Raw genomic sequence first — 15,836 nt, forward strand, 5'->3', positions numbered from 1 at the left:
GCACCGCCTAAAACGGCCGGATGATTCCGACGCGCGGGATCAGCGCGATGATCAAGCCGAAGATATTGGTGTTCTGATCCTCCGCCGGAACCGGCGCCGTCTCGCGCGCAGCCGGCAGCATCTTCACCGCATGCAGGATCAGGAACATGCACACCGCCCAGTTCGAGATCCAGCGGGAATAGTCGAACACCATCGCGAACATCACGACATAGGCGAGGCTGATCCCGATCAGCGCCGCGATCACCAGGCGGCGGTGCGTCTCGCTTGCGAGCGCGCCGATCAGCTCCGCAAAAAAGCGCCACAGCGGAATGTGCAGCCAGACCAGCAGCGCGAACACGGGCACGCCGAGGATGTTGTGCGGCAGGCGGCCCCAGGTGTCCGAAACCTCCTTCGCGAGCGGCTGGTACCAGATGTAGGCGAATTGCAGCAGGTCGGTTCGCGCGGGATCGGCCATCCGGCTCTTCAGATACGCGACGAAATCCGCTTCCGGGATCGGCATCGTTCCCAGGAATTGCGCGGCAAAGAACAGCACCGCGACGATGAGCAAGGCGAGGATGCCGAAGATGACGTTGCTGCGATCGAGCCCGCAAGCGAGATAGTGCCTGACCACGACGATGGTGACGATCGTCGGCACATACATCAGCAGATGAATGTGGTGGATCAGCACGAGGATGATCGAGAACAGCGCAGCCGTCGCCACGAAAAGCAATGAGCCCGCTGGCATCAGCAGCAGGACGAGCGCCAGCGCACAGCCATAGATGTCGAAATGGCCGAGCGTGTGCATGAAGTTCTTCAGGAAGAACGGCGAACCCGCCATGAAGACGAACAGCGGCAGCGTTTGCGCGGTGAAGCCGAAGGTCTTCTGGAACAGTCTTGCATAGAGGGCCGATGTCACCAGCCACGTCGCGCCGCCGAGCGCGAACACCGACCATACCGGCACCTTGTCCGTGAACAGCGCGACGATCGCGCCGATCAGTGCGCGCTTGATGAAGCCGAAATGATAGTCGACCAGGAGATGGATATAGGGGACGTAAGGCGGCAGCTCGATCTTGTGGACGAACACGCCAATGATGACAGCCGCGTTGACCGCGAGCAGGAGACGCCAGGGATTTTGCAGGATGCGTACGGTCACGCCGCATCAATAGCGTGACCGCCCGAAATCACAAAATAAACCGGCTCAAATCCGCATTCTTGGCGAGGTCGCCAACGTGCTTCTGCACGAAATCCGCATCGACCCGGACGGTCTCGCCGCTGCGGTCGGGGGCGGTGAAGGAGATCTCGTCCAGCACCCGCTCCATCACGGTCTGCAGCCGCCGCGCGCCGATGTTCTCGACCGTCGAGTTCACGGCGACCGCGACATCGGCGAGCGCGTCGATGGCGCTGTCGGTGATGTCGAGCGTCACGCCCTCGGTCTGCATCAAGGCGACATATTGCTTGATCAGCGAGGCCTCGGGCTCGGTCAGGATGCGGCGCATGTCATTGCGGGTCAGCGCCTGCAATTCGACGCGGATGGGCAAGCGACCCTGCAATTCCGGCAACAGGTCTGACGGCTTTGCGACGTGGAAGGCGCCGGAGGCGATGAACAGGATGTGGTCGGTCTTGACCGCGCCGTGCTTGGTGGAGACCGTGGTGCCTTCGATCAAGGGCAGGAGATCGCGCTGCACCCCCTCGCGCGAGACATCGCCGCCGACGCGGCCGTCACGCGCGCAGATCTTGTCGATCTCGTCGAGAAACACGATGCCGTTGTTCTCGACCGCGCTGATCGCCTCCAGCGTCAGCTGATCGGTGTCCAGCAGCTTGTCGGACTCTTCGTTGACGAGGATCTCGTGCGAGCCTTCCACGGTCAGCCGCCGCGTCTTGCTGCGGCCGCCGAGCTTGCCGAAAATGTCGCCGATCGAGATCGCGCCCATCTGCGCGCCCGGCATGCCGGGGATTTCGAACATCGGCATGCCGCTACCGGACGACTGCGTCTCGACCTCGATTTCCTTGTCGTTGAGCTCGCCGGCGCGCAGCTTCTTGCGGAAGGATTCGCGCGTCGCGGGACTGGCATTGGCGCCGACCAGCGCGTCGAGCACGCGCTCCTCGGCGGCGAGCTGCGCGCGAGCGTGCACGTCCTTGCGCTTCTTCTCGCGGACCTGGGCGATCGCGACCTCGACGAGATCGCGCACGATCTGCTCGACATCGCGGCCGACATAGCCGACCTCGGTGAATTTGGTCGCTTCCACCTTCAGGAAGGGCGCATTCGCAAGTTTCGCCAGTCGCCGCGCGATCTCTGTTTTGCCGACGCCGGTGGGCCCGATCATCAGAATGTTCTTCGGCAACACCTCTTCGCGCAGGGAGCCTTCGAGCTGCTGCCGCCGCCAGCGGTTGCGCAGCGCGATCGACACGGCGCGCTTGGCATCGGCCTGGCCGACGATGAAACGATCGAGTTCGGAAACGATTTCACGGGGAGAGAAGTCTGTCATGGGACCTTAGCTAGGGTCAGTTGCGGGCCGGGACAAGCCGGTTTTTTCGACCGTCAGATGATCGGCGGGCCGGATTGCCATTGCTTCACGACCTCGACCGGATGGATCAGCATCAGGATATTGAGTGTCAGATTGTCGCGAATGTGCAGCGCCAGCATGATTTCGAAGGCGATCCCGAGCAGGACGGTCGCGGACACGGGCAGCACACGCGCAGCGAGGAACCCCAGCACCATGGCCAGATTGTCGGAGACCGAATTGACGATGCTGTCGCCGAAATAATCCAGCGAGATCGTGCCGGCGCGGTAGCGCTCGATGATGAACGGCGAGTTCTCGACGATCTCCCAGGCGCCCTCGATCAGCATGGCGACGATCAGCCGTGCCGGCCACGACAGAGTCAGCAACGGCAGCCGCGCGAACAGCAGCCAGGTCAGGCCATAGAACAGGAAGCCGTGCAGGATGTGCGAGAAGGTGTACCAGTCGGCAATGTGCTGGGAATTCTCCGAGCTGTTGACCACGCCATGCCAGAGTTTGACATAGCCGCAGGTGCAGATCGGCACCCGCCCCATCGCAAGCAGGATGGAGGCCTGCAGCGCCAGCAGCAACAGCGCGATGCCGACCCAGTAGGCTGGAGGGATCGCTGTCGTGGCTTTTTTAACGGGCGCGAGCGTCATGCCAAGGCGGCGCTGCGCTCCCTGGCCCGCTTGCGGGAGAGGGTTGGGGAGAGGGTATCTCCGCTAGCAAGAACCCCCAAGAGGCGAGAGCCCTCACCCGGCGCTACGCGCCGACCTCTCCCGCAAGCGGGAGAGGTTAGACCGAGCCCGGAGCTGCGCTGTTCATCCACAGATGGATCCTCTACCCCGTCGCCAGGCTCTCGACGGTCAAATTCCGGTTGGTGTAGACGCAGATGTCGGCGGCGATGTCGAGGGAGCGGCGGACGATGGTCTCGGCGTCCTTGTCGGTATCGAGCAGGGCCCGTGCCGCCGCCAGTGCGTAATTGCCGCCGGAGCCGATCGCCATCACCCCGGCCTCGGGCTCCAGCACGTCGCCGGTGCCTGTCAGCACCAGGGAGACGTCCTTGTCGGCCACGATCATCATGGCCTCCAGCCGCCGCAAATAGCGGTCGGTGCGCCAGTCCTTGGCCAACTCCACTGCGGCCCGGGTCAGCTGCCCCGGATATTGCTCGAGTTTGGCTTCCAGCCGCTCAAACAGGGTGAAGGCGTCGGCGGTCGCGCCAGCAAAGCCGCCGATCACGTCGCCCTTGCCCAGCTTTCGGACCTTCTTGGCGTTGGACTTGATCACGGTCTGGCCGATCGAGACCTGGCCGTCGCCGCCGACCACCACCTTGCCGGCCTTGCGAACCGTCAAAATCGTGGTGCCGTGCCAGCCCGGCGAGCTGCTTTGGGAATCCTGCATGAAGTACCTCGTTGTCCGCCTGATTTAGGCGGTCAGGGCGAAGGGGACAACTGGCGCACAACGGCCGTTCCGGGCCGAATTTCACTCACCATAGGCAGAAGTAGAGGTCCCGCCGGCCGTTCCCGCAGTAGCGAAGGGGGCATTTGGCTGTTAATAGACTGGCGTTTCAGGCCAAACCCCAGCGAAAGCCTTCAATGCGCACCGCGACGATCAAGCGCAAGACCAAGGAAACCGACATCGAGGTCACCGTGAACCTCGATGGCACCGGCGTGTCCAATATCGCGACCGGCGTCGGCTTTTTCGACCATATGCTCGATCTCCTCGCCCGCCATTCCCGCATTGACCTCACGGTCAAGGCGGTGGGCGATCTGCACATTGATTATCACCATACCACCGAAGACACCGGCATCGCGCTCGGCCAGGCGGTCAGGCAGGCGCTCGGCAACATGGCGGGCATCACCCGCTATGCCGGCGTGCACATGCCCATGGACGAGACGCTGTCGCGCGTGGTCATCGACATCTCGGGCCGTCCGTTCCTGGTGTTCAAGGCCGACTTCCCCCGCGACAAGATCGGTGAGTTCGACACCGAGCTGGTGCGCGAGTGGTTCCAGGCCTTCGCCATCAACGCCGGCGTGACTCTCCACGTCGAGACCCTATATGGCGATAACAGCCACCACATCGCCGAGTCCTGCTTCAAGGGTCTGGCGCGGGCGCTGCGCACGGCGGTAGCGATCGATCCGAAAGCGGCGGGCGAGATCCCGTCCACCAAAGGCTCGCTCGGCGGCTGACGTCTTTCGGCCCGCGGCGCGCGCCGCTTGCGGTATCACTGAATTCCTAGGAACGGGGCATCACCATGCCTGTCTACACAGTTCATGCTCCCTCACCTGCCGGAGCCGATCTGCGCGCGACCGACAAGTTCGTGTTCGTGCGCGACGGTTTTCATTTCTGGGCGATGATCTTCGGTCCGTTCTGGCTGCTGTGGCATCGGCTATGGCTGGTACTGATCGGCTCTCTGATTTTCCTCGCCGCGTTCAACGCGGGGCTGTCGAGCCTCGGTGTCGGACGCTCTTCGATCTTCTTCGCCGATCTCATCGTCGCGCTGCTGACGGGTCTTGAGGCCTCCAGCCTGCGTCGCTGGACGCTGTCGCGCGGCAAATGGCGGCAGCTCGACGTGGTCGTTGCCGACGACGAGGACACTGCCGAGCGGCGCTTCTTCGAGCGCTGGAGCCAGAAGCAGCACGGTATTGTCAACGATCAATGGGCTGTCGATCGCGGCGGCCCGCCGCCGACCCGGAGTGTGCCGGGTCAGCAATTTTCGAACCCGCCGCCGATTCCGGCCGGCGGCATCATTGGATTGTTTCCAGAGCCGGGAGGGTCAAGATGAGCGTCGCCATCATCGATTACGGTTCCGGCAACCTGCATTCCGCCGCCAAGGCGTTCGAGCGCGCCGCGCGCAGCCTGGAGAACCCGCAGAAGGTCTTCGTCACCAGCGATCCGGACCAGGCCTATGAAGCCGATCGTCTGGTGCTGCCGGGCGTCGGCGCCTTCGCCGATTGCCGGCGCGGGCTGGATGCCGTCAACGGTATGGTCGAGGCGATCACCGAGGCGGTGCGCGTCAAGGCGCGGCCCTTTTTCGGCATCTGCGTCGGCATGCAATTGATGGCGAGCCGCGGCAAGGAGCATGTCATCACCGAAGGCTTGAACTGGATCGGCGGGGACGTCGAGAAGATCACGCCACGCGATGAAAGCCTGAAGATCCCACACATGGGCTGGAATACGCTCGAGGTGCTCAGGGAGCATCCGGTGCTGGACAAGCTGCCGCTCGGCCCCAAGGGCCAGCACGCCTATTTCGTGCACTCCTATCACCTCAACCCCGCCAACGAGGCGGACGTGCTCGCGCGCGCCGATTACGGCGGGCCCGTAACCGCGATCGTCGGCAAGGACACCGCGATCGGCACGCAGTTTCACCCCGAGAAGAGCCAGCGTTTCGGCCTGGCCCTGATCTCGAACTTCTTGCGATGGAAACCGTGATGGCCGCCTCTCTTGTTACCTCCCCCCTTGTGGGGGAGGTCGAATGCGAAGCATTCGGGAGGGGGGTAAGCCCCAACGGCGGTGCCCGCGCCTACCCCTCTCCCCAACCCTCCCCCACAAGGGGGGAGGGAGCGGACCGTGCGCGCGGAAAGGGCGCTGCCAACACATGATTCTCTTTCCCGCGATCGACCTCAAGAATGGCCAATGCGTGCGCCTCGAGCAAGGCGACATGGCGCGCGCGACCGTGTTCAACCTCAATCCCGCAGCGCAGGCGCAGAGCTTTGCCGGGCAGGGTTTTGAGTATCTCCACGTCGTCGACCTCGACGGGGCATTTGCCGGCAAGCCGGTGAATGCCGAGGCTGTCGAGGCGATGCTGAAGACGATCAAGATCCCGGTGCAGCTCGGCGGCGGCATTCGCGATCTCAAAACCGTCGAAGCCTGGCTCGCCAAGGGCATCACCCGCGTCATCATCGGCACCGCCGCGGTGCGCGATCCGGAGTTGGTGAAGGCGGCCGCGAAGAAGTTTCCCGGCCGTGTCGCGGTCGGGCTCGATGCGCGTGACGGCAAGGTCGCGGTCGAAGGCTGGGCCGAGACCTCGCAGGTGACGGTGCTCGAGATCGCGCAGCGTTTCGAGGACGCCGGCGTCGCCGCCATCATCTTCACCGATATCGCGCGCGACGGCCTGCTCAAGGGCCTGAACCTGGATGCGACCATTGCTCTGGCCAACGCCATCTCGATTCCCGTGATCGCCTCCGGAGGCCTCGCCTCGATCGAGGACGTCAAGGCGATGCTGACGCCACGGGCATCGCGGCTCGCCGGCGCGATTGCGGGCCGTGCGCTCTACGACGGCCGGCTCGATCCTGCGGCCGCCCTCACTCTGATCCGCAGCGCACGCGCGCCTGGGAGCTGACACATGTTCAAGGTGCGCGTGATCCCCTGCCTCGACGTCAAGGACGGCCGCGTCGTCAAGGGCGTCAACTTCGTCGATCTCAGGGATGCCGGCGACCCCGTCGAAGCCGCGATCGCTTATGACGCGGCCGGCGCCGACGAGCTCACGTTTCTCGACATCACCGCCACCCATGAGAACCGCGGCATCATGCTGGACGTCGTCCGCCGCACGGCGGAAGCCTGCTTCATGCCTGTCACCGTCGGCGGCGGCGTGCGTGAGGTCAACGATATCAAGACGCTGCTGCGCGCCGGCGCCGACAAGGTCTCGATCAACAGCGCGGCGGTGTCGCGGCGCGAGTTCGTCAAGGAAGCCGCCGAAAAATTCGGCGAACAGTGCGTCGTGGTCGCGATCGATGCCAAGCGGGTCAAGCGCGCCGGTGGCGGAGAGCGCTGGGAGATATTCACCCATGGCGGCCGCAACTCGACCGGCATCGACGCCATCGAATATGCCCAGGAGGTGGTCTCGCTCGGCGCCGGTGAAATCCTGCTCACCTCGATGGATCGCGACGGCACCAGGCAAGGTTTTGACATCCCGCTGACCCGGGCGATCGCCGACAGCATTCCCGTTCCCGTGATCGCCTCGGGCGGTGTCGGCAATCTCGACCACCTCGTCGACGGCATTCGCGACGGCCACGCGACGGCGGTGCTGGCCGCCTCGATCTTCCATTTCGGGGAATTCACCATTCGCGAAGCCAAGGAGCACATGGCCCGGCGCGGACTGGCGATGCGCCTCGATGCCTGACGACTCCCGTTCGCAAAAGTGCTACATGAGGCGGCGGGGAATGGCCTCCGTGGCCAAGTCTGTTGCCAATCGTGTTTCCGAGTAATTCCGATGCCGCGTTTCACGATCCACGATCTGGCCGAGACCATCGACGCCCGCGCGGCGGCCGGCGGCGAAGCGTCCTATACCCGCAAGCTCCTCGACAAGGGCGCCGAGCATTGCGCCAAGAAGTTCGGTGAGGAAGCAGTCGAAACCGTAATCGCAGCAGTCGAAAACGATCGCGCGCATCTGGTCGCCGAGAGCGCGGACCTGCTCTATCATTTCCTTGTGTTGCTCAAGGCACGCGGCGTAAAGCTGGAAGAGGTCGAGGCGACGCTCGAGAAGCGAACCACGATGTCGGGCTTGGAAGAGAAGGCGTCGCGCAAGGGCGGCAACTAGCCGAGTGGAGAGGTCGCGTCATGGATATCCGCGCACCCGAGCAGCAGTACAATCCGTACCGCATCTATACGCGCGAGGAGTGGGCGCGTCTGCGCGACGATACGCCGATGACGCTGGAGCCTGGTGAGTTCGACCGGTTGCGCTCGCTGCACGATCGCCTCGATCTCAAGGAAGTCGAGGACATCTATCTTCCGTTGTCGCGTCTGCTCTCCATCTATGTCGACGCGATGCAGCGCCTGTATTACGCCGAGCGCCAATTCCTCGACATCCGCGACCGCAAGGTGCCCTACATCATCGGCGTCGCCGGCTCGGTGGCGGTCGGGAAATCCACCACGGCTCGCGTGCTTCAGGCGCTGCTGGCGCGCTGGTCGCCCCGGCCGAAGGTCGAACTGATCACGACCGACGGATTTCTCTATCCCAACGCGGTGCTCGAGCGGCAGGGCATCATGCAGAAGAAGGGCTTCCCGGAGAGCTACGACCTGCCGCTGCTGCTCAGCTTCCTTTCCGACATCAAATCCGGCCGCCGCCACGTGCGCGCCCCGGTCTATTCGCATCTGACCTACGACATCGTGCCGAGCCAGTGGGCCGAGATCGACCAGCCCGACATCCTGATCGTCGAGGGCGTCAACGTGCTGCAAACTGGCAAGCTGCCGCGCGACGGCAAGGCGGTGCCCGTCGTCTCCGACTTCTTCGATTTCTCGGTTTATATCGACGCCGACGAAGCGGCGCTGCGGCAATGGTACATCAAGCGCTTCCTGGCGCTGCGTGACACCGCGTTCACGAATCCAAAATCCTACTTCAACCGCTACGCGCTGCTGTCGGACGAGGAAGCTACCGCCACGGCGATCGCGATCTGGGAGCGCACCAACCTTGCCAATCTCGAGGACAACATTCTGCCGACCCGCCCCCGCGCGACGCTGATTCTGAAGAAGGGCGCCGACCACACGGTGGAGAGCGTGGCGCTCAGGCGGCTGTAATCCCGCGCTCGGCGCGGTCCGTCGTTTAATTTCAGACTGAGTGTCTTTTGTTGCTGACCAACAAAGGGTATTCCGTTATGGCCTTCGATAACGTGAGAGGCCCCATGGTTGACCGTCTCAGAAGTGCCGCTGAGCACCTCGAAGCACCGATCTGTCCCGACTGCCGCATCGAAATGAAGTGGTTTCGCTCTGAACTGCTCGCGGACGAGCCGATCCCGGTCATCGCGCATCTCTTCGTTTGCCCGCATTGCAAGCGCGCAGCCAAGGCAGACACCATCTTCAAGGGAACCCAGGTGCCGCCCGAAAAGCTTTCTGCGCCGCGCTTTCTCGCTTACGCCCCCTGAGGGGCCGCTCCCGCAAGCCATAATCCCTCGCTGATCTAGGCGCAGGTATAATCGTACGCTGGCAGGGAACAATGTCGGCTGAAGGGCCGTTGGGCTGGTCAGCCATCCCGCGAGTACCTTCAGGACAAAAATGAGCCAAACGCCACTCGACGAGATCGGGGACGGCCGCCGCCTTGAATTGCTCGTCAACGCGATCGTCGATTACGCCATCTTCATGCTCGACATCGACGGCACGGTGAGAAGCTGGAACGCGGGCGCGGAGCGTCTCAAGGGATATCTCGCCAGCGAGATCGTCGGCAAATCGTTTTCAGTGTTCTACACGCCCGAGGACCGCGCTGCAGATTCGCCCGGGAAGGCGCTGGCGACGGCACGTGAGACCGGACGCTTCAATTCCGAAGGATGGCGCGTCCGCAAGGATGGCAGCCGGTTTTGGGCGCTCGTCGTGCTCGATGCCATCAAGGACGAGCAGGGTCGGTTGATCGGTTTCGCCAAGGTGACGCGTGACATCACCGAACGTCAGCAGGCCCATCTCGATCTGTTGGAGAGCGAGCGACGCTACCGCCGATTGATCGAAGCCGTCATCGACTATGCCATCTTCCAGCTCGACCCCGAGGGTAACGTGGCGAGCTGGAATCCCGGCGCCGAGCGCATCAAGGGCTACGCACCGAATGAGATCATCGGGCGCCACTTCAGCCAGTTCTATACGCCCGAGGATCTCGAAATCGGAGTCCCGAAACGCGCGCTGGCGGAAGCTGCCGAGCACGGCCGCTTCGAGGCTGAAGGCTGGCGCATGCGCAAGGATGGGTCGCGCTTCTGGGCCTCGGTCGTCATCGATCGGATCGTCGACGAGGCAGGCCACATCATCGGCTTTGCAAAGGTCACCCGCGATCTGACCGAGCGCAAGCGTGCGCAGGACGAGCTCAAGCAGGTCCAGGAGCAGCTGCTTGCGTCTCAGAAGCTCGAAGCCGTCGGGCAGCTCAGTGGTGGCATTGCGCACGATTTCAACAATCTGCTGATGATCGTGCTCGGGAATATCGAAACCGCCGAGCGCAATGCCCGCCAATTGGCCGGCAGCGGCAATCTGCAGCGCTCTTTATCGCATGCCAAGCGTGGCGCTCAGAGAGCCGCGGCGCTCACCAGCCGTCTTCTTGCCTTTTCTCGCCGGCAGGCGCTCGATCCCAAACCGATCAACGTCAACAACTTCCTCAATGGCGTGCAGGAATTTCTCCAGCGCACACTGGGCGAGCGCATTGAGGTCGAGACCGTCGGCAGCGCTGGTGTCTGGCAAATCGAGGCCGATACCAATCATCTCGAATCGGCGATCATTAATCTTGCGATCAACGCCCGCGATGCCATGCCGGAAGGCGGCAAGCTCACGGTCGAGGCCGTGAACGTCGCAGCTGACGATGATTATAGCCGGCTCAATCCCGAGCTGTCTCCCGGCCAGTACGTCGTCATCTGCGTGACCGATACCGGAAGCGGAATGACCGCGGACGTCGTCGATCACGCCTTCGAGCCCTTCTTTACGACCAAGGAGCCGGGCCAGGGGACCGGGCTCGGACTCAGTCAGGTCTACGGCTTCGTCAAGCAGTCCGGCGGGCACGTGAAGATCTATAGCGAGGTAGGCCAGGGCACGAGCATCAAGATGTATTTCCCGCGCTATCACGGCACGCTCCAGCCGGCCGTGAGCGAGCCGGACGATGTCTTGCCTGAAGGAGAAAAGGTCGAGACCATTCTCGTTGTCGAAGATGATTCCGACCTCAGGGCTTACGTGGCCAATGTGCTGCGTGATCTGAACTACCGGGTCGTTTCTGCCCCGAATGCCCAGGGCGCGCTGACGATCCTGCTCCAAGAGGAGTCCAAGGTGAACCTGCTGCTCACCGATGTCGTCATGCCCGGAATCAATGGGCGCGAACTCGGCAGACGGGCGCAGCAGATCCGGCCGGGATTGAAGGTCCTCTACATGACCGGCTATTCGAGGAATGCCGTGGTCCATCAGGGACGGCTCGATGAAGGCGTCGACCTGCTCGAAAAGCCGATTTCCCAAGCAAAGCTGGCGCTGCGCGTGCGCGAGGTGCTGGACCGACCCCGCAAGGAGTGAGGGTCATTCCCGGACGTCCCGCCGCGCTTAAAGCATGATCCGGAAAAGTGCGCAGCGGTTTTCCGAAAAGATCGTGCTCAAACAACAACCTAAAGCGCGATGGCGATTCATCCTAATCGCATCGCGCTTTAGAGGTCACGAAGATGCGCCAAGCCGTCAGAAACATTGCGGCGACGAGTGGGCCGATGACGAAGCCGTTCGCTCCGAGAGCCGCAAGGCCGCCCAGGGTGGCAAGCAGCACGACATAACTCGGCATTTGGATCGACTGGCCGACCAGGATGGGGCGGAGAAAATTGTCGGAAAGACCGATCACGAAGGTGCCGAAAGCGAGCAGGATGATCCCCTTCGTGACCGAGCCGGACACAAGCAGGTAGATGGCGGCCGGAGCCCAGACCAGGGCGGAGCCGAGCACGGGCAGAAGCGAGAGCAGCGCCATGATGGCGCCTGCCAGCAGCGGCGCAGTCAGGCCGAGCAGCCAGAAGATCACCCCGCCCAGCGCTCCCTGGAGCAGGGCAACCAGGATGATCCCCTTGATCGTCCCGCGAACCGCCAGGGTGAACGTGTCAAGAATCTCGGCGGTGTGGCTCGCCCGCAGCGGCAACGCGTCGCGAATGCGTAGGTTCAGCTCGTCACCGTCGCGCAGGAAAAAGAACAGCAGGTACAGCATCACGAGCAGGCTCGCGACGAACTCCAGCGTCAGCTGACCGATGTTGATCGCATGTCCGGCGAGCTGCTGGCCGGCGGGGACAACCAGACTGGACAGGCGCTCCTTCAGCGCCGACAGATCGATGCCGACCAGGCGATCCGAGAGCGACGCAGCCCAGCCCGGCAGCGCGGCTTTCAGCTGCTGCAGGGGATGCGCCAGATTGATCTCCCCGGACTGAACGCGCTGATACAGCTCGCCTCCCTGGTCGACGAGCGAAGCGATGACGACCCCGACCGGAATCAGGACCATGACGACGACGACGATGACGGTGGAAAGTGCGGCAAGGTTGCGCCATGCCGGGAACGCTGCCACGCAATGTCGGTAGAGCGGCGCGAAGATGATCGCCAGCAGCGTGGCCCACAACAGGGCACCGGAGAATGGCCAAAGCAGCCAGCCGAACGCGACGGAGATCACGCCAAGCCAGACGAGGAATGAGCGGTCTTCCGATGTTCTCACGTGTCGCCGGCCCTCCAGTCGCTCTCTCGGGACGTTGGTATCACAGGTGCGTGGCGGAGCGGCAAGTCACGCCCCGCCCCCGTCACCGTCGCCACGTTGCCTACGGACTTTCACTTGCCGGTGTTCGCAGCCCAATCCGCAATCTTGATGCGTCCCGCAAAGCTGGCGGGGCCGGAGCTGCCGGCCTTGTAGACGAAGGCTTCGCCTTCCTGCACGTCGCCGGCCTCCTTTCCGAAGGCGTCGGCGATGTTGGTCTTGTGGGTGACCAGGAAGGTGTTGGTGCCTGCTTTCGGCGGCGCGTCGACGAGCTGACGCACGGCCTGGCCGGCCTTTGCATTGGCGCCCGTTGGGTTTGCCATTCCCGATGCGCTGGCGTTGCTGCTGTCCGTCAACGCGTCAACCGGCCTGACCTCGCGGCCGGAGATCAGCTTGCCGGCCTCGATCGCGCGGTTGAGCCGGCTGGTGTAGACGTCGCCGATCGGGATCGTGAGTTCCTTGACGGCGGCCCCGATCTGCCGCGCCATATCCCTGCCCTTCTCGCTGAGCTGACGCTGGGCGCTCATGTCGTCGAACTTGAAGGGGTAAACGTCCTTTTGGCTGTCGTCGGTGGCCGTGTGCCGGAAGATCAGGACAAAGCCGCCTTGCTTGAGCGAGGCGATGAGCTCCGGCGTATCGGCTGCGGCGGGGCGGAACATTCCAGCGAGAAAAACAACGAGTGCGAGGCGGCAAAGCACGTTCATGCGCAAAGTCCTTCATTGCAAAACGCCCCCAAGCATGGTGACGCCCGACGCGGTCGATTTCAATTATCGATTTCCTGCCGGATGAAGGTTCCCGCGAAGTTCCGGATCAGACGGCCAGCCGCCGTGACGCCGCCAGGGCAGCCAGCGCCTCTTCGAGCTTCTCCCGGTCGAGCGGCTTGATCAGAAATCCGTTCATGCCTGCCTCGAAGCAGGCATAGCGATCCTCCACGAGCGTATTGGCGGTGAGCGCGAGGATCGGCGTGTGGTGGCCGCCGGTCGCGGCCTCATGCGCGCGGATCCGCTTCGTCGCTTCGATGCCGTCGAGCTGCGGCATCTGGATATCCATCAGCACGAGATCATAGGGCGTGCCGGCCGAGGACGCGGCGAGCCAGGATTCCAGCGCGGCCTCGCCGTGGACGGCGATGACAACGCGATGGCCGAGTTTCGTCAGCAGCGAGCGCATCAACAGCGCGTTGATCTCGTTGTCCTCGGCAACGAGGATAGACAGGCCCTTTGCAGGTTTCGCGCCGGTGGCTTCAGCCGGCGGTTCCGGCGCAATATCGGGTGAAGCGACCTCCGGCGTCAGCGCGAGGCGCGCGGCGAGCGAGGCTGCCCGCAGGGGCTTCACCAGAAAACCGGTGAAGGCCGGCGACAGCTTTTCATGGCGCGAGCTCGACGTCAGCAGCACGAGGCGCTGTGGCGCATGCGGGCGAGCCATTTCACCCAGACGGTCGGCCACGGCAGGGCCGATCGCGCGATCAATCAGCACGGCGTGCCATGAGCGTTCGGGCAGCAGCGCTTCGGCGACCGCCGCGTCCGCGACCATGCAGGTCTGGCCACCCCAACGTTCCAGACGGCGCGCGATCAGGGACGCCTCGATGCCGTGGGCGACGAGCAGCATCGACTTGCCGGCGAGGTCGGGGCTCGGAAAAGCCGTCTGTCCCGCGCCGGCTTGCGACGGCGGAAGCGGCACCGCGATCTCGAAAGTCGAGCCTTTGCCCGGCTCGCTCGTGAGCGTGATCCGGCCGCCCATGCGCCTGGCGATGCGTTCGCTGATGGCGAGGCCAAGCCCGGTGCCGCCATAGGTTCGGGCGACGCGCTCGTCGGCCTGCTCGAACTCGCGGAAGATGCGTTGCTGTGCTTCCGGAGCAATGCCGATGCCGGTGTCGCGGACCAGGAAGCTGATCTCGTTCGGCCAGATGCCGGGTTCGACGATCAGCGCGACGCCGCCGTTGCTTGTGAATTTGATGGCATTGCCGGCGAGATTGAGCAGCACCTGGCGCAGCCGCGCGGCATCGCCGACGACTTCGAGCGGCAGGCGCTCGTCGACATAGGCCGCGATCTCGAGCTGCTTTGACTGCGCGCGCGGCGCGAGCAGTTCGGTGATCTCCTCGACCAGGGTCGAGAGCGCGAACGGGCGTTGCTCCAGGTCGAGCTTGCCGGCCTCGATCTTGGAATAGTCGAGCAGCTCCTCGATCAGCGCCATCAGGGCTTCGCCCGACGTCTTCACCGCTCTGGCGTAGGTGGTCTGCTCCGGCGTCAGGGTGGTGTCGAGCAACAGGCCGCCCATGCCGATGATGCCGTTCAGCGGCGTGCGGATCTCGTGCGAGGCCATCGCGAGAAAGCGCGACTTGGCGCGGTTGGCGGCGTCGGCCTGGTCACGCGCATCGGACAGCGCGCGTTCGGTCTCGGTGCGATCGGTGACGTCGCGGCCCACGCTCTGCAATTCGGCGGGTTGCCCGGCATCGAGGCGGACGTAGCCCTCCCGCCAGGCAATCCAGCGCGCGCCGAGCGGGGTTGCGATCTTCTGGTCGTGGATGCGCGTGCCGTTGCTCTCTCGCGCGCTGTCGCCCTGCTCCAGCACGTCGAAGTCGAAACGCGTGCCGACCAGCGCGCTGCGCAGCTGTCCGGCGAGGGCGCAATAGGCCTCGTTGGCAAAGGTGATGCGGCCGCTTGTGTCGCGCAGCACGATGAGGTCGCCCTGCTGTTCGAACAGGCTGCGGGCGCGTTCTTCCGCTTCCTTCAGCTCCCAATTGCGGTCGATCAGCGCCTCGTTATGGGCGGCGAGCGTCCGCAGCCGCTTGTTGACGAAGCGCAGGCGCATGCTCAGCGTCGCAAGGCCGAGGCAGGCGAGCGCGAACAGGAAGCTGGCGCCGATCGCAAACGCGTGGGGATCGTAGCCGGAATTCTCGGACCGGCTGCCGGTCACGAAACCATAGGCGCCGCCGAAGGTCGCCGAGAAGATCATGAAAGAGCGGATCGCAAAGGCAATTCGGGGGTGCTGTCGCCTGAAGCGGCGCATGCGCACCTTGATCCGGAACGTCCGACCCATCGTCACCGACCCCGACTCTTTTTCGAAATCCTGCCACCGCCGGCTGTGACGATGTCGCGCCGACCTTGCGAACAGCTTGAGACTTTGGCGCCGCCTCCGAACAGGACTAACGAGGTGTTAACGCCTCAGAGCGTGATCCGGACCCGAAGGGCCGCGTTAGCGCA

At 63.9% G+C, this 15,836-nt stretch carries 16 protein-coding genes; 9 read left to right on the forward strand and 7 right to left on the reverse strand.

The genetic code is table 11. The features are described from left to right. Positions 1 to 7: 7 nt before the first annotated feature. The 4 genes from IVB28_RS07970 to hslV all read right to left on the reverse strand — a co-directional run bounded on the left by IVB28_RS07970 (position 8) and on the right by hslV (position 3,878). The gene (locus tag IVB28_RS07970) at positions 8 to 1,132 is read right to left on the reverse strand and encodes a hypothetical protein (RefSeq protein ID WP_247525525.1); all 1,125 of its coding nucleotides are present in this window, start codon (positions 1,130 to 1,132) and stop codon (positions 8 to 10) included. Between the two features lie 28 nt (positions 1,133 to 1,160). Continuing rightward, positions 1,161 to 2,465 (reverse strand): ATP-dependent protease ATPase subunit HslU, encoded by a 1,305-nt coding sequence (gene hslU / locus IVB28_RS07975; RefSeq protein ID WP_247525526.1) that lies wholly within the window; start codon positions 2,463 to 2,465, stop codon positions 1,161 to 1,163. 53 nt (positions 2,466 to 2,518) lie between these two features. After that, positions 2,519 to 3,136: a DUF2585 domain-containing protein gene (locus tag IVB28_RS07980; protein ID WP_247525527.1), complete on the reverse strand. Its 618-nt coding sequence runs from the start codon at positions 3,134 to 3,136 to the stop codon at positions 2,519 to 2,521. A gap of 181 nt (positions 3,137 to 3,317) precedes the next feature. Next, the gene (gene hslV, locus IVB28_RS07985; protein WP_247525528.1) at positions 3,318 to 3,878 is read right to left on the reverse strand and encodes an ATP-dependent protease subunit HslV; all 561 of its coding nucleotides are present in this window, start codon (positions 3,876 to 3,878) and stop codon (positions 3,318 to 3,320) included. Between the two features lie 194 nt (positions 3,879 to 4,072). Here hslV and hisB point away from each other — a divergent pair, with 194 nt between their 5' ends. The 9 genes from hisB to IVB28_RS08030 all read left to right on the forward strand — a co-directional run bounded on the left by hisB (position 4,073) and on the right by IVB28_RS08030 (position 11,438). Beyond that, complete coding sequence (gene hisB, locus IVB28_RS07990; protein ID WP_247525529.1) at positions 4,073 to 4,666, forward strand: imidazoleglycerol-phosphate dehydratase HisB; 594 nt, start codon at positions 4,073 to 4,075, stop codon at positions 4,664 to 4,666. A gap of 65 nt (positions 4,667 to 4,731) precedes the next feature. Next, entirely contained in the window at positions 4,732 to 5,262 is a 531-nt protein-coding gene (locus IVB28_RS07995) for a DUF2628 domain-containing protein (protein ID WP_247525530.1), read from the forward strand. Beyond that, positions 5,259 to 5,909 carry an imidazole glycerol phosphate synthase subunit HisH gene (hisH, locus tag IVB28_RS08000; RefSeq protein WP_247525532.1) on the forward strand — a complete coding sequence of 217 codons (651 nt, stop codon included), beginning with the start codon at positions 5,259 to 5,261 and terminating at the stop codon, positions 5,907 to 5,909. Before IVB28_RS07995 ends, hisH begins: the two co-directional genes overlap by 4 nt. 166 nt (positions 5,910 to 6,075) lie before the next feature. Next, positions 6,076 to 6,819, forward strand: a complete 744-nt coding sequence (hisA, locus tag IVB28_RS08005; protein ID WP_247525533.1) for a 1-(5-phosphoribosyl)-5-[(5-phosphoribosylamino)methylideneamino]imidazole-4-carboxamide isomerase — start codon at positions 6,076 to 6,078, stop codon at positions 6,817 to 6,819. A 3-nt stretch (positions 6,820 to 6,822) separates the two neighbouring features. Continuing rightward, positions 6,823 to 7,599: an imidazole glycerol phosphate synthase subunit HisF gene (gene hisF / locus IVB28_RS08010; protein WP_247525534.1), complete on the forward strand. Its 777-nt coding sequence runs from the start codon at positions 6,823 to 6,825 to the stop codon at positions 7,597 to 7,599. 90 nt (positions 7,600 to 7,689) lie between these two features. Beyond that, positions 7,690 to 8,016, forward strand: coding sequence for a phosphoribosyl-ATP diphosphatase (locus IVB28_RS08015; RefSeq protein WP_247525535.1), 327 nt, complete (start codon positions 7,690 to 7,692; stop codon positions 8,014 to 8,016). Between the two features lie 20 nt (positions 8,017 to 8,036). Then, entirely contained in the window at positions 8,037 to 8,993 is a 957-nt protein-coding gene (gene coaA / locus IVB28_RS08020) for a type I pantothenate kinase (protein ID WP_247525536.1), read from the forward strand. A 104-nt stretch (positions 8,994 to 9,097) separates the two neighbouring features. Continuing rightward, positions 9,098 to 9,337, forward strand: coding sequence for a hypothetical protein (locus IVB28_RS08025; protein WP_247525537.1), 240 nt, complete (start codon positions 9,098 to 9,100; stop codon positions 9,335 to 9,337). Positions 9,338 to 9,467: 130 nt separating this feature from the next. Next, on the forward strand, positions 9,468 to 11,438 hold the full coding sequence (locus IVB28_RS08030; protein ID WP_247525538.1) for a PAS domain-containing sensor histidine kinase: 1,971 nt from the start codon (positions 9,468 to 9,470) through the stop codon (positions 11,436 to 11,438). 112 nt (positions 11,439 to 11,550) lie between these two features. On the opposite strand, the gene IVB28_RS08035 is transcribed toward IVB28_RS08030, so the two are convergent. The 3 genes from IVB28_RS08035 to IVB28_RS08045 form a co-directional block, all read right to left on the reverse strand. Next, positions 11,551 to 12,558, reverse strand: a complete 1,008-nt coding sequence (locus IVB28_RS08035) for an AI-2E family transporter (protein WP_247525539.1) — start codon at positions 12,556 to 12,558, stop codon at positions 11,551 to 11,553. A gap of 152 nt (positions 12,559 to 12,710) precedes the next feature. Next, the gene (locus tag IVB28_RS08040) at positions 12,711 to 13,340 is read right to left on the reverse strand and encodes a histidine phosphatase family protein (RefSeq protein ID WP_247525540.1); all 630 of its coding nucleotides are present in this window, start codon (positions 13,338 to 13,340) and stop codon (positions 12,711 to 12,713) included. Between the two features lie 106 nt (positions 13,341 to 13,446). Continuing rightward, the gene (locus IVB28_RS08045) at positions 13,447 to 15,672 is read right to left on the reverse strand and encodes an ATP-binding protein (RefSeq protein ID WP_247525595.1); all 2,226 of its coding nucleotides are present in this window, start codon (positions 15,670 to 15,672) and stop codon (positions 13,447 to 13,449) included. Positions 15,673 to 15,836 lie beyond the last annotated feature (164 nt).

This window comes from Bradyrhizobium sp. 199 (assembly GCF_023073355.1).
Lineage (GTDB): Bacteria > Pseudomonadota > Alphaproteobacteria > Rhizobiales > Xanthobacteraceae > Bradyrhizobium.

Excerpts from the sequence above, each read along its gene's own strand:
- hslU (WP_247525526.1), bottom strand. The coding sequence starts at position 2,465 with ATGACAGACTTCTCTCCCCGTGAAATCGTTTCCGAACTCGATCGTTTC.
- IVB28_RS07980 (WP_247525527.1), bottom strand. The coding sequence starts at position 3,136 with ATGACGCTCGCGCCCGTTAAAAAAGCCACGACAGCGATCCCTCCAGCC.
- hslV (WP_247525528.1), bottom strand. The coding sequence starts at position 3,878 with ATGCAGGATTCCCAAAGCAGCTCGCCGGGCTGGCACGGCACCACGATT.
- hisB (WP_247525529.1), top strand. The coding sequence starts at position 4,073 with ATGCGCACCGCGACGATCAAGCGCAAGACCAAGGAAACCGACATCGAG.
- IVB28_RS07995 (WP_247525530.1), top strand. The coding sequence starts at position 4,732 with ATGCCTGTCTACACAGTTCATGCTCCCTCACCTGCCGGAGCCGATCTG.
- hisH (WP_247525532.1), top strand. The coding sequence starts at position 5,259 with ATGAGCGTCGCCATCATCGATTACGGTTCCGGCAACCTGCATTCCGCC.
- hisA (WP_247525533.1), top strand. The coding sequence starts at position 6,076 with ATGATTCTCTTTCCCGCGATCGACCTCAAGAATGGCCAATGCGTGCGC.
- hisF (WP_247525534.1), top strand. The coding sequence starts at position 6,823 with ATGTTCAAGGTGCGCGTGATCCCCTGCCTCGACGTCAAGGACGGCCGC.
- IVB28_RS08015 (WP_247525535.1), top strand. The coding sequence starts at position 7,690 with ATGCCGCGTTTCACGATCCACGATCTGGCCGAGACCATCGACGCCCGC.
- coaA (WP_247525536.1), top strand. The coding sequence starts at position 8,037 with ATGGATATCCGCGCACCCGAGCAGCAGTACAATCCGTACCGCATCTAT.
- IVB28_RS08025 (WP_247525537.1), top strand. The coding sequence starts at position 9,098 with ATGGTTGACCGTCTCAGAAGTGCCGCTGAGCACCTCGAAGCACCGATC.
- IVB28_RS08030 (WP_247525538.1), top strand. The coding sequence starts at position 9,468 with ATGAGCCAAACGCCACTCGACGAGATCGGGGACGGCCGCCGCCTTGAA.
- IVB28_RS08040 (WP_247525540.1), bottom strand. The coding sequence starts at position 13,340 with ATGAACGTGCTTTGCCGCCTCGCACTCGTTGTTTTTCTCGCTGGAATG.
- IVB28_RS08045 (WP_247525595.1), bottom strand. The coding sequence starts at position 15,672 with ATGGGTCGGACGTTCCGGATCAAGGTGCGCATGCGCCGCTTCAGGCGA.